This is a genomic window from Bacteroides mediterraneensis, assembly GCF_025993685.1.
GTDB lineage: Bacteria > Bacteroidota > Bacteroidia > Bacteroidales > Bacteroidaceae > Phocaeicola > Phocaeicola mediterraneensis_A.
This window is the reverse complement of the sequence record NZ_DAJPEN010000001.1, coordinates 1,526,150-1,538,923: the sequence shown is the minus strand read 5'-3', so window position 1 is coordinate 1,538,923 and position 12,774 is coordinate 1,526,150. Positions and strand designations below refer to the sequence as shown.

Genomic DNA, 12,774 nt, shown 5'->3' with positions numbered 1-12,774 from the left:
TTATAATCCCGTCAATTTTTCCTGATCCTCCGAATAACGTCCACCAATGATATGGATAGAATCCAAATGAGAACGAATCTCTGTCAATTCTTCTTCCGAGAATGAGACTTCAACAGCGCCGGCATTTTCCACAATCCGTTCAATCCGTTTTGATCCTGGAATCGGGACAATCCACGGCTTTTGAGCCAAAAGCCAGGCAAGAGCGACCCGAGCCGGTGTAGTTTGTTTCATTTTGGCCAACTGCTCTACATACTCAGCCAGCGCTACGTTCTGTTGCAGGTTCTCGGGACTAAAACGCGGGATGGTACTCCGGTAGTCGGACTTGTCGAAGGTCGTCTGACGATTGAACCGTCCTGTCAGCATGGCCTTGCCCAGCGGGCTGAAAGGTACGAAACCGATACCTAATTCCTCCAAGGTCGGCAATAACTCCGCTTCAGGTTTTCTGTACCACATCGAATATTCGCTCTGTACTGCTGTAAGCGGACATACAGCATGTGCCCGACGGACTGTGGCAGCTGAAGCTTCGGACAATCCCCAATGGAGAACCTTACCCTCTTTGATCAAAGACGAAAGTGTATCGGCAACTTCTTCAATGGGTGTATGCGGATCCACACGGTGTTGATAATACAAATCGATATGGTCTCTTCGCAAACGTCGCAACGAGCCTTCGACAGCACGGCGGATGACTTCCGGTTTGCTCGACAATTCAACGGGACGTGCCGACCCTTCAAAATGGACATTGGCCATATCATATCCGAATTTGGTGGCGATGACCACTTCATTACGGAAAGGCTCAAGAGCCTCGCCAACAAGTTCCTCATTTTTAAACATGCTATAAACCTCGGCCGTATCGAAAAAAGTGATACCGGCTTCAACGGCCTGGCGGATAGTCGCAATCGCCTCCTTTTTTTCCGGATAAGGCGGATAACTTTGCGTGAATCCCATACAACCCAATCCGATAGCGGACACTTCCAGTCCATTCTTTCCTAATATTCTCTTTTTCATGTCATTTAATTTTTAGTCCGGGAATCAGCGGTGTAGAGTCTACCAGTTCAAGCGACTTGACCATATCGAGCGTTCCCTGTTTGTATTTCTGAAAATGCGGAGTTTGGATATGTTTGCGATATGCCTCCTCATCAGCATAAATCTCCAAGATGGTGACCTTGTTCGGGTTCTCTTTCTCAGCTGTGGCATAAAGTGTCAACACACCAGGCTCAAGCCGCATGGAAGCCTCGATTTCCTCCTTCAGATAGGCATTATACTCTGACAGACGTGAAGAATCAACTTCTATTTTTGAAAGACGTACAAGCTGTTTGGTTGGATCCACCGTCTCTCGACCGGCATTCTTGATGGCATTCAACGCTTTCATGGCCGGTGGAAAACCAATATATGGTAAGCACTGAATAACAGCCGCCACAAGTGTTTCCTTACTTGTTCCTAACTTCATATTTCCCAATGTGTGGGATTGAAGTTGCGAATCGGCCTCCAGCGTTGTCAGAATGCAGTAGATGAGTAATTCCCTGGTTTGGACATCCAAACCGTTGCGGGTATAAATATCACCGAAGCAATATTCGGTCAGGAAACGGGCCACATCAGCCCCCATACCGCCCGGGACATCCGCCATCCGTTCAGCAATCTCGTTTCCGTAAAGGGGATTCTGGATAGCAAATCCTTTTTCATATCGATTCTCCTCTGTGGTAGTACCCTGGGCATCCAGTGGCAAAGGAATGCCTTTTTCACGGAAAACCTCGTTAATAATGCCGATGGCATTCAGTGTCCGCGGAAAGCCGATGAACGGAGCGCACTGATAGACAGCTTCCCGTAGTTCAACAGGCGTCACACCTACATTCAAGGCTGCCGCAGCATGGGATTTCAGTTGCGGAAGGGTCTGCATCGTGGTAAGGACCGTACAGGTAATCAGCTCGCGGGTTTTATGGTCAAGTTCACCTACGGCAAACACTTCTCCGAAGATAAACTTTTGGAGAATAGACATAAACTCAGGATCTGTTCCTTTTCCGGTTAAGGCTTCACCGCTGAAAAGAGCCGTGTAGTTCTCTTTACAGAGAGCGGTTCTATCTGTCCGGGTATCATTCTGAGCCTGCATCATGGAAGGAATCATCAGGCAACCCAATACAAGAGCCATTATAAGTTGTTTCATACTGATTGTTTTAATGGTTATAAACTTTTGCCAAGTTGATAAGCTTCTTCTCCGTATGTTGTGTTTCTTATGGAACCGGCAGTCCATACACCCGGAGCTATGACCGACCCCATATCTCTCCAGCCAAGATAATTTGCCAAAGTAGCGTAATGTACTCGCATGGCTTCAGCATCCTTATACGCACTATTGGCATACGCCATCAGGAAGGCCGTCTTTTTGGGAGCCCCTTTTATTCTCCCGTTGATGGAGTAGAACCTGTCTATGACACTCTTGATCTGCGCAGAGAATCCGAAATAATACATCGGGGTTACAAATACTACCATATCTGCCTCCAGCAAATGAGGACGTACAATACTGAAATCATCTTTCAGCACACAATCACCGTCCATACCACAACGGTTGCAAGCCATACAGCCATTGACCTTATGGGCGGCACAATCGAAACGGAACACCTCATGTCCCTTTTCCTGAGCTCCTGCAATGAAACGGTCAGCCAGGTAATTCGTGTTGCCGTTCCGTCTGGGGCTTCCTGTCAATACTACAATTTTCATTTTATCTTCATTTTTAGTAAACAATTCGTCGGCGACTGCTACTGAGGATAGTAACACTGTTGCAGCAGCTGAAGCCGAGCACTTCAAAAAATCTCGTCTGTCCATATTTTACCAAGGTTTATCAAATAGAGCTACTGCATTCCCATATAAGATTCCAGACAGTAGAGATGCGAGAGACGGATCTTCTGACATCCATGCACGCATCCGTTCCAATCCGGCCTTCAATACCTGATCAGGCTGATACGGATAATCTGACCCGTAAAGCAGATGGTCGGGGGTTGTTATGGTCAGCAACGTGTGCACCACCTCAGGAGTCGCAGCACCTGCCAGGTCGTAATAAAGATTCCGGAGGTTGGCTTCCCAGTCGATTTCCTGCATGAATCCTTTTGATACCATCGCCGGATGGACAGCTTTCATACGCGGGATGGCTAGTGGCAGAAAAGAGCCACAGTGGGGAACTACAAACTTCACGTCCGGATAACGGGCCGGGACATTTCTTGAAATCATGTTGATGACTGCTCGTGTCGTCTCGGCCGGATATTCATAAACAGCCAGCGGTGTAGTGGCAATAATATCCTCATGCACCGGTGATGGTTTGTGAGGGTGCAGGATAACTACGGCCTTCCGTTCATTCAGAATCTGCATGAGTGTATCGAGCTCGGCATCCCCGACATATTGCCCGCGACTGTTCGTCGCCAACTTGATACCGTCCGCACCAAGCGTATCCAGTGCATAGACGGCTTCCCGGAGAGCCGCATCCACATCCGGCAAGGGAAGTGAGGCGCAAAAAAGGAATCTGTCAGGATATTTAGCTTTCAACCGGGCACAAGACTCGTTATAGCTTCTTATTGCTCGACGGCACTCCTCCGCATCGCCAAACCAAGGCTGCGGGGCAGGCATGGAAAGTACGGATTGACTAATACCGGCCTCATCCATGAACTTCAAATGGGCATCCTCACTCCACTCCGGCAACGGGAAAGTTTCTTCCAAGGCAGCATTATGCTGTTCAAGCAGGGCTCGAAATTCAGGCAATACATTGTGGCAATGTATATCTATGACACTTTGGGCATGTAATATTCCATGAAATATCATCATGCAGAGAAACAGGAAACAGTATCGCATAGCCATTATCAAACCATTGGCATTTCCCACGAGCCTCGTGTATCAACACCCGTGTTTTCTGCCGTATACTCAATCATTCTTATATCCTCCTGTGAAAGAGTTACTTGAAGGGCACGGACTATATCCCGGATCTGTCCTACTTTAGTCACCCCTATAATTGGAGTCGTACCTTTGGCTATTGCCCAGGCTATAGCGACCAAAGCCGGAGACACACCCAGTTTGGAACCGACTGAGCGCATCACATTGACCAAATCTTCTATCTGAGGCAACATCGGATTATAGGTTTCGCCACGTTGGCTTCCCAGGGGCAAAGGGTGAGCCGTATCATACTTCCCGCTTAAAGCTCCCTGTTCCAACACCATGTAGGCCCAAAAGTCAATGTCATGCTCACGGCAGTAATCCAGGATGCCAGCCTTTTCAGACGAGCGGTAAAGCAGACTGTAATGGTTCTGCACGGCAGATACATGTACGCCTTCCGCGGAAAGGATTTCTTCCGCACGCTTGATCTGTGACAGATTATGATTGGAAACGCCCACGCGGCGGATTTTCCCGTTTTTCACCAGCGGCGCCAGATAAGGAGTCCAGCGCTCTACGTCAGCCGGATTGTGAATCCAGTAGATATCGATATAATCAGTACCAAAACGGCTCAGGCTTCCTTCCAGCATCTCTTCCACGGGATTTTCAGCCTTCTCATTAGCAATCTGGGGCGTAAACTTGGTGGAAACGAGCACCTCATTACGCGGATACTCACGGGTGAAGGTGGAAAGCAAGGTTTCCGACGCTCCCATGCCATAGACTACAGCCGAATCCCACAGATTCAGGCCATTCTTCATTGCTTCCTCAAAGACCGGTCGCAATTCCTTTTCTCCAAGATGATTTCCAAAGACCTGGTCGCCACCGGCTACGCCTGTGCCCCACGACCAGGTACCCAATACTATTGACGATTTATTTGTCATAATTCATCCATTCTTAAGTTTAACGTATAAAATTGGTCATGGTGTGCGGCCCATGTTCCGGGAAAGTTATTCCGGCTTTCCGTCCGACTTGGATACATTTCAGCAGCCATACCATATTTCTTGCCAAAACACGCATTGCCTGCAAGCCTTCCTCATCATTCCGAATTTCTTCAGGGGTGTTCCCATGAATAATATTCCAATACTGAGAAGGGACAATCGGCATGTTACAATCGGTCATATATTTGTTCAACTGGTCAAGAGTTGCCGTACCGCCGCTGCGTCGGCAGGTTGCAATGGCTGCCGCAGGCTTGCCGGCAAGATGTTCTCCATTGAATTCATCAATAAAAAATACACGGTCCATAAAGGATGTCATGAAGCCACTAGCCCCGGCATAATGAACCGGTGTCCCGAAGACAAACCCATCATATCGGTCGATCAATTCCGTAAAATCATTGACGGTATCTTTTCGGAAACAGGTCCTTTTACCTATGCATGACCCGCAACCGATACATCCTGCCATCGGTTGATTTCCTACCCAGAAGATTTCGGACTGTATGCCTTCTTCCTTCAGCGTCCCTGCTATTTCAGACAACACGGTATAAACACAACCTTCTTTATGCGGACTACCATTAACCAGCAATACTTTAAGCGACTCCATTTTCAGTTACTTTTTCATATCTGGTAATAAAACGCCTCCTACACCTACATTTTCCGGTTCATTTTCTTTTATAAAGACAAAAATGGCCTGAGGTGCAATACCTGTGGCACGTGCGGTTGCTTCAGTAACTTCTTTTACGAGCTGAGCCTTTTTCTCTTTGCTCATTTTTACTAATTCCATGGTTATAGATGGCATAATTATTCCTCCTTATTTTTATTGTTTTCTATTTTCAATGATTTTCCCAAAGACATGCATTTGCCGATTACTTCACCCGTACGCAGATAAGAATAAGTAGGCATTTCAAACAGAACCGGTTTCAATTTACGGTAGTCAATTTTACCGTTTTCATCAATCACGGACTCTTCGGCGTATGTAGCAGAAATGCGACAAATAAAATTGTCGAATGTGTCGGTCTCGTAATTATCCAACACCTCGCAGTCCATTACCAACGGGGAGTTTTCAATAATCGGAGCGCCAGTTTCGCTCAGATGATAGGCAAAGACTCCAGATTTGTCTGTCTTTGCACCGCTGACGCAACCCACATAATCAGCAGCCGGAAGGAACGATTCATCCACGATATTTACAGACAGGCGTCCTGTGGCCTTTATCCCCTGATTGGTGAAATGCGGTTTGGCCAGTGAAACCAGAATACGGTTATGACCGATGATTCCCACATGGGCTACCAACACCCAGTTGACCTTCTCTTGTACAAATGTACCGACAACCACGGCCGGAGTCGGATACAAGGCAAGCACACTACCTAAATTCTTTTTCATATCAATTTCTTTTTGCTTTTAACTTATTGATTCTATTGCAAAAATACCCTGAAAAAGAATGGAAGGTAGTAGATAATTTACCGATGTTTATACCCCTACACTCGATTTTACTTTCTGCATCCTATCCAATGTCCGTAAGTCAACATTCTCCATATCCATTCCAATGGGCCAAAACGGAAAAGAACGAACCATAAACTGCTGAATGACTGCAGCGCAATATATATCATTACTACTATCAATTCAGTAATAAAAAGGCTAATTTCTGAACCCAAGCCAAGACCGATTCCATAAAAAACAAACATTCCGACTATAGACTGACCTACATAATTGGTAAGTGCCATTCTTCCGGGAGCGGCAAACCACCGGAATACGGGTGAATCGGAATGCCGGAGAAATAGCAAACAGATACCCGACACATAGGCAAAAGCCAGCGGATACACGCCCATCAAATAGAATATGCTGTGAACTGTCATTCCCCACGGATGATCGTTCATGGCACTATATGCGTACAATACCGAAACAGGCAATCCTACGGATAAACCACTTCTGAATACTTTTTTCAGCCAAGACCTTTTTCCCTCCAGACGGGCGTAAAGATGTTGCCTGCCGATATAGAATCCAAGAAGGAACAGGCCTAACACTTTGAAATACCGGTTTCCGTCAATAAATTCCTGCATACGAACCCATGCTCCTTGAATCAGGAACTGGAAGACTTCCCCATAACTTCGGGCATCATGCAGCCAATAAGCAAAGTTCTCGTCCGTAATGCCAAATTTTGTACAATACACCTGCTGCATACGGACAGCCGGTTCGGAAAGATGGGCTTGTGTAATTTCGCACAAAAAATCCACGACCACCGGGATAAACAACAAGACAAAGGCTCCTGCAAGCAGGCTGCGGTCAGAAAGTTTCCGAAGCGGCGGAAGCAGCATCCCCAACAAGGCATATAGCAACAATATATCACCACTCCAGATGAACATCAGGTGCATGACTCCTATGAATGCCAGCACAATCATCCTCCGGTAAAATACGGAAAGGGCATTTCCTCCTTTTCGTGCGACATTTTCAAAAATGATGGAGAATCCGATTCCAAACAAAAGGGAAAAGATGGTATAGAACTTTCCATCCACAAAGAAATAAAGTAAATAACGCACCCATCGGTCAACCCCCGAAAGCGGCAGTGTAGCAGTGTCTTCTGCCGACATGAATGTGTAAAGCGAGAACTCGGGGAAATTGGCCATGGCGATTCCAAAAAGTGCAAAACCGCGCAGGGAATCCAGTATTACGAAGCGTTCGGATGATTTTATAGGGGATAGTTTATCTGTTCTCATTTTAAGTACTTTTAGGTTTGACGGGCCATTCTACCAATAGAAGGCTGATTAAAATAATAATTAGTCCGGCCAATTGCAGTGTTGTTACATGCTCATGTCCCCAACAAGTTCCGATGAGAACGGCTACCACCGGATTGACGTAGGCATGTGTCGCTACTTCGGAAGCCGGCCGAACTTTCAGCAGCCATACGTATGCTGTATAAGCAAGTAATGATCCGAAAACGATCAGATAAACCAGTGAGAGCCAAGTAGATGACTAAACAGAAACGATATTCAACCGTATGTAATCTCCCGAAACAAGTGAACAGATCCAGAACATTATGCTGGCGAAAATCATCTGCCATGCCGCTCCTGCAAAAGCATAAGTCTCTTCTGCCTCAGAAGAGCGATATTTAGTATACAGTGTTCCGAGTGCCCAGGAAATACATCCGCCAATCAGAATCATTATGCCATATTCGCTATGCGTAAACACAGCTGTATCAGAAAACAGTTGCTCAATATATAGCATCCCCACACCGGAGAATCCGATGATCATACCAGCCACCATCCGAAGATTTTTGAAGTTTTTTTCCCACATAGTGACATCCAACAGCATAATCCATAGAGCCGTAGATGAAGCAACAATAGCCACCAGACTGCTGCTTACATAGCGTTGGGCCAACATGATGACGGCCATATCCACAAACAGCAGGACAATACCGCTCACTGCTGAACGCCGGATAAGCTGCGGATGCAACACTTTTTCCCCACGACACGCACATATTGCCAGTAAAAGGATTCCCGCAACGGAAAAACGCAGGGCTCCCAGTAAAAGAGTCGGAATGTCACGCAGAGCTACCCCGATGAAGTAATAGGTTGACCCCCATACAAAGTAAATAAGAAAATAGGCGAGGACAACCGACAGTTTCCGTTTGGTAAGAGAAATACGCCCCATGTCAAGTTCCTCCCGCAATCAGACATTGGATGAAATTCTGGAAACGGGCCAATGCCTCTTCCAATACCGCACGCGGGCAGGCAATATTCCAGCGCAGGAATCCTTCGCCTTCCGGTCCGTACATCGTTCCACTGTTAAGCCACAGTCCGGTCTCTTCAAGCAACCGTGTCTGCAACACTTCGGACGACAGCCCCAGAGCGCGGCAGTCTGTCCATACCAGATAGGTGCCTTCGAGCCTCGTAACGGGTGTTTGCGGCAAGTGGGTGTGGAAAAATCCGCACAGGTAATCATAGTTCGCTTTCAGATAGTCCAGCAACTGTAGGTCTTTCGCTCCAAATCTTCAAAATCAATATAATAGGTGTTGCCAACGTATCTCAAGGGATTGGCAACAATGCGGCAACCGTTGTTGCGTATGGATGAAAAGAAACAGTTATACACGGGAGTCTGCACGACCACGCCATCCCCCGGTTCTGTCAAAGCCTTGATGACAGCAGAAATGGCAGGGACAACGCCGGATGTATAAATCATCCATTCTTTCCGGATGGACCAGTTATGACGCCGTTCAAACCATCGGATAACCGCAGTATAGTATTCATCGGGAACATGGACATATCCGAATATGCCGTGTGCCACCCGTTTGGCCAATGCATCGGTGATGGCTGGTGCCGTACGGAAATCCATGTCCGCTACCCAAAGGGGAAGCACGTCTTTACCAACAGGAAAAGAGTCCCATTTATAGGAATTCGTTCCCCGTCGGGGGATAATCTTATCGAAGTCATATTTCATAGTCTGTCTGTATTAGTCGGTGAAACAGGTGCGCTCATCCCTAAGCCGAATCTCACAGTCGGCAGGAGCCTTGATATTCTCATCTATTGTTATCGAACCGTACTCATCTGCCACGATACGTCCCGACATGGGGTTCTTGATATTCGTGATGGCTCCACGAATATCGGCATTCAATGTGCTGTACTCAAAGGCCCGGTCACAGTCCGGTCCGAATGTACAGTTTTCCAACACCAGGTCATGAGCATAACAGAGCGGCTGTTCGCCTGTGATGTGACAGTTAACCAGACGAAGGTTTTTCGAATGCCAGCCAAGGTATTCGCCGTCAAGCTCTGAATCATAGATGGTCACATTCTCTACCTCCCAGAAGGCATCCTTGGTGGTAATTTTGGCATTGTGAATTTCCACATTCTTCACATATTGGAAAACATACTTGCTGTCACTCTCCAATCCATCCACATAAATGTTATTGCTGAACATGAAGGGATAGGTTCCTCCATGCAATTTAAGGTTCTTGATACGAATACCGTTACAACGCCAGAACACTTCATCAGCATCATTCATTGCAACATTTTCGATATCAATCTCACTCATCTCACGGAACATTTTTGGGGCATCAATCACAGTATCTTTCATCCGCAGATGATCAGAATACCATAATGCCGAACGTCCTCCTACATCAAAATAGCAACGCTCGATTTTGAAACCATGAACGTGCCAGAATGGATAGTTACCTTCAAACCTACATTCAAAAGCTTCAATATTGCTACACTCCTTGATGGCCGATTCTCCGGCGCGGATAATTACATTCTCCAAACGCAAATCATGCGACTCAAACAAAGGGCGTTCGCCCCCAAATTCAGTATCTCTAATAATATTCATATGATTACATATTTTATGGTTGGTTGATATCAAGTGATAATATTTCTCCGATAACCGGCATGCAAACACATGCCTCTACTTCTTCCTTGAGCCGTCGGGCCGTTTTCAGGGGGGCATCCCACAAATGCCGCGAAAGCGCATACTTGGAGTGATGCACCGTAACTACATGGCGGGCATTCAGGTCCGATACCACTTGTCCAAGTTGTTCCGGCATGGTGTGGATAAACCTCCAGTCCTCGTTGTACTGGCCGTTTTCAAGAATCGCCCAGTCAATCTTCGGGAATCGACGTCCGATTCGCTTGAAATGGGGTCCGTACCCGCCATCACCGCCCAAATACAGTGTCAGCGAAGGTGATTCAATCAGAAAAGAGCCCCACAAGGTCTTGTTTGACGTAAGTCCGCGACCCGAGAAATGACGGGCCGGGAGACAGTGGATAATCAAACTGTCGTAAGGGATCTGCTCTTCCCAATCCAACTCTACCAACTGCTCCGTACGGTAACCCCAATACTCAAAATGTGCTCCGACACCGAGCGGACAAACGACCCTACCAACCTTTTCACGTAATTCTGTAACAGTCTGGTAGTCGAGATGGTCCCAATGGTCGTGCGTGATAAGCAGCAGGTCTATGTCCGGCATATCCTCCGTATGGAAAATGTCCGTCCCGGCAAACGGGCGGTTGACAAACGAGACAGGAGCTGCGGCATGAAATACGGGATCGACCAGAATCCGTTTCCCGTCCACCTGTAGCAGATACGACGAGTGACCAAACCAGACCATCAGATTCCCCGTATCGGGTAATTGGCGGCAATCAGTCTGTACAACGGGAAGGGCTGTTTCAGGACGGAGACCTTTTCGGTCAGCAAAAACAAACTCCCACAATGCCTGCCAGCGGCTCTTCTTGTTGGTCATCACTGGAGTGGACATCTGGTTGCGGAACATCCCGTCCCGATAGTTCGGAGACCTGCGAATTCGTTCCAGCCGATCTCCTGAAGGGTTCCGACCAAATGACGGCTGCGCAAGGAAACAACAGACGCCCAAACAGCACAGCAGAAGGAGTGACAAAATAATCACAAAAGCCATTCTTCTCTTTCTTCTTTTATCCATGTCTCATGTCAATTAATTCAGGTGTTTGATGCCAGCCCCGGAAATGAAATCTGAGGGAGTTTTTCCCTTCAGTCTCTTGAACAGGGTACAGAACTCCCGGTCAGTGGGGAATCCGAGCCGGGCTGCCACCTCCTCGACGCTTTCCGTTCCCCTTTTCAGCAGATACTCGGCACAGGCAATCTGTTTGAATTTCACATAATCTTCCGTATCTTTCCCAGTCTCATGCTTCAGCATGTCGTTGAAATAATCCGGCGAACAACCGAACAATCTGGCGAAATCTTCCGATGACGGGAATCGTTCGTACTGTGCCTTTCCGGTCTGGAAAAAAATCTCCAATTCGCGGTCTGTCCGTTCCAGCATTTCCTGATTCTCATTATGTCGGAGAATAAATTGGCGCCGGTAGAAACGCGACGCATAGTCCAGCAACAGCCGGATTCTCCCGGCAAGAATCGTATAGCAGTATTCATCTACACCCCAATGCAGCTCTTCACCTATCTCATCCATCTCCCTCTCCAGCACGGCCATCTCACGTTGTGACAGATGAAGGCTTTCCCGTGTAGCATATCTGAAAAAAGAATATTCCCGGGAAGATTTTCCTGTTTTCAGCGGGTTATACACCGAGTCATGAAAGCAGAGCAGCCATCCTTCGGATTGTCCGGTCTCAGGCTTCCATATCTCCGGTGTAGCGGTTCTTCCCGGTTGCAGGAAGGTCAGTGTTCCGTCGCTGAAGTCGCATTTCTTGTGTCCGAAAAGAGGCTGACATGGAGTATTCCACGCTCTCAGCCATACGGTAAAGAACCCGAACTGGAGAACCTGCGAAATTTCGGTCGTATCGGACAGGCGAATCATGCTCACCAGTGGATTGGGAGTTTTTGCCGAAAAAAGTCGGTTACACCCTGTAATAGTCTTGACTGTCATGCTTTTTATTTATAATAACTCCAATTCGTTTTATTCAACAAGTCCATGCCTGGCAAGCCATGTGTGTATTTCCTCAGAAAGGGAAGGTCCACCGCTATAGGTCACAGACAGAGCTTCGCGAACATCTGCATACGGACATGTCTTGCAGATATTTGAAATGGTTTCTCCCATCATCCCGTTTCCGTGGCTGCAAAACGGGATGATCCGCTTGCCATCGAAATCGTATGATTCGAGAAACGTATAAACAGGCATCGGCAGGATAGCATACCAGTTCGGATAACCAAGCAGTATCGTGTCATACGCCTCCATGTTCTCAATACGTGTGCGTAAAGCCGGACGAGCGTTGGCCAAAAGATCCTGTTCTGCCTGCTCCAGCAAAACACTATAACTGTCGGAATAGGGTTCTTCCATCTCAATCTCCACCAAGTCTGCTCCGATCTGGGACTGGATTTCTTCCGCTATGCCGCGTGTATTTCCGCCTTCGGAGAAATAGACTATCAATGTCCTACCGCCAGTCTGTGCGTATATGTTCTCCGATTGGAATGCCCACCCAAGCAAAACGGACATAATCAATATAAACTGTTTCATTTTCGTATGATT

12 protein-coding genes and 4 pseudogenes are annotated in these 12,774 nt (G+C 47.2%); all 16 read right to left on the bottom strand.

All coding sequences use genetic code 11. From position 1 onward, the window contains the following. The 16 genes and pseudogenes from OIM59_RS06320 to OIM59_RS06245 all read right to left on the bottom strand — a co-directional run bounded on the left by OIM59_RS06320 (position 1) and on the right by OIM59_RS06245 (position 12,741). Entirely contained in the window at positions 1-1,005 is a 1,005-nt protein-coding gene (locus OIM59_RS06320; RefSeq protein ID WP_299168337.1) for an aldo/keto reductase, read from the bottom strand. A 1-nt stretch (position 1,006) separates the two neighbouring features. Then, on the bottom strand, positions 1,007-2,158 hold the full coding sequence (locus OIM59_RS06315; RefSeq protein WP_299168339.1) for a carboxymuconolactone decarboxylase family protein: 1,152 nt from the start codon (positions 2,156-2,158) through the stop codon (positions 1,007-1,009). Between the two features lie 17 nt (positions 2,159-2,175). After that, positions 2,176-2,709 (bottom strand): flavodoxin family protein, encoded by a 534-nt coding sequence (locus OIM59_RS06310; RefSeq protein ID WP_299168341.1) that lies wholly within the window; start codon positions 2,707-2,709, stop codon positions 2,176-2,178. 51 nt (positions 2,710-2,760) lie between these two features. Further along, positions 2,761-2,814 (bottom strand): annotated as a pseudogene (locus OIM59_RS18700) (twin-arginine translocation signal domain-containing protein); the annotation flags it as partial. Positions 2,815-2,817: 3 nt separating this feature from the next. Beyond that, on the bottom strand, positions 2,818-3,804 hold the full coding sequence (locus OIM59_RS06305; RefSeq protein WP_299168343.1) for an amidohydrolase family protein: 987 nt from the start codon (positions 3,802-3,804) through the stop codon (positions 2,818-2,820). 35 nt (positions 3,805-3,839) lie between these two features. Further along, positions 3,840-4,787: an aldo/keto reductase gene (locus OIM59_RS06300; protein ID WP_299168345.1), complete on the bottom strand. Its 948-nt coding sequence runs from the start codon at positions 4,785-4,787 to the stop codon at positions 3,840-3,842. 19 nt (positions 4,788-4,806) lie between these two features. Next, positions 4,807-5,445 carry a flavodoxin family protein gene (locus tag OIM59_RS06295; protein ID WP_299168347.1) on the bottom strand — a complete coding sequence of 213 codons (639 nt, stop codon included), beginning with the start codon at positions 5,443-5,445 and terminating at the stop codon, positions 4,807-4,809. 6 nt (positions 5,446-5,451) lie between these two features. Next, on the bottom strand, positions 5,452-5,640 hold the full coding sequence (gene dmpI, locus OIM59_RS06290; RefSeq protein WP_303895744.1) for a 4-oxalocrotonate tautomerase DmpI: 189 nt from the start codon (positions 5,638-5,640) through the stop codon (positions 5,452-5,454). A 50-nt stretch (positions 5,641-5,690) separates the two neighbouring features. After that, positions 5,691-6,221: pseudogene (locus OIM59_RS06285) on the bottom strand (flavin reductase family protein); the annotation flags it as partial. Between the two features lie 107 nt (positions 6,222-6,328). Further along, positions 6,329-7,552 carry a DUF418 domain-containing protein gene (locus OIM59_RS06280; protein ID WP_299168354.1) on the bottom strand — a complete coding sequence of 408 codons (1,224 nt, stop codon included), beginning with the start codon at positions 7,550-7,552 and terminating at the stop codon, positions 6,329-6,331. 1 nt (position 7,553) lies between these two features. After that, positions 7,554-8,486 (bottom strand): annotated as a pseudogene (locus OIM59_RS06270) (EamA family transporter). A 1-nt stretch (position 8,487) separates the two neighbouring features. After that, positions 8,488-9,272 (bottom strand): annotated as a pseudogene (locus OIM59_RS06265) (MalY/PatB family protein). 12 nt (positions 9,273-9,284) lie between these two features. Next, a complete protein-coding gene (locus OIM59_RS06260; RefSeq protein ID WP_018711861.1) occupies positions 9,285-10,151 on the bottom strand; it encodes a DUF3737 family protein in 867 nt (288 codons plus the stop codon). 13 nt (positions 10,152-10,164) lie between these two features. Further along, the gene (locus tag OIM59_RS06255) at positions 10,165-11,256 is read right to left on the bottom strand and encodes an MBL fold metallo-hydrolase (protein ID WP_299168359.1); all 1,092 of its coding nucleotides are present in this window, start codon (positions 11,254-11,256) and stop codon (positions 10,165-10,167) included. Between the two features lie 12 nt (positions 11,257-11,268). Then, positions 11,269-12,174 carry an AraC family transcriptional regulator gene (locus OIM59_RS06250; protein WP_081621849.1) on the bottom strand — a complete coding sequence of 302 codons (906 nt, stop codon included), beginning with the start codon at positions 12,172-12,174 and terminating at the stop codon, positions 11,269-11,271. 30 nt (positions 12,175-12,204) lie between these two features. Continuing rightward, entirely contained in the window at positions 12,205-12,741 is a 537-nt protein-coding gene (locus OIM59_RS06245) for a flavodoxin (protein WP_303895738.1), read from the bottom strand. Positions 12,742-12,774 lie beyond the last annotated feature (33 nt).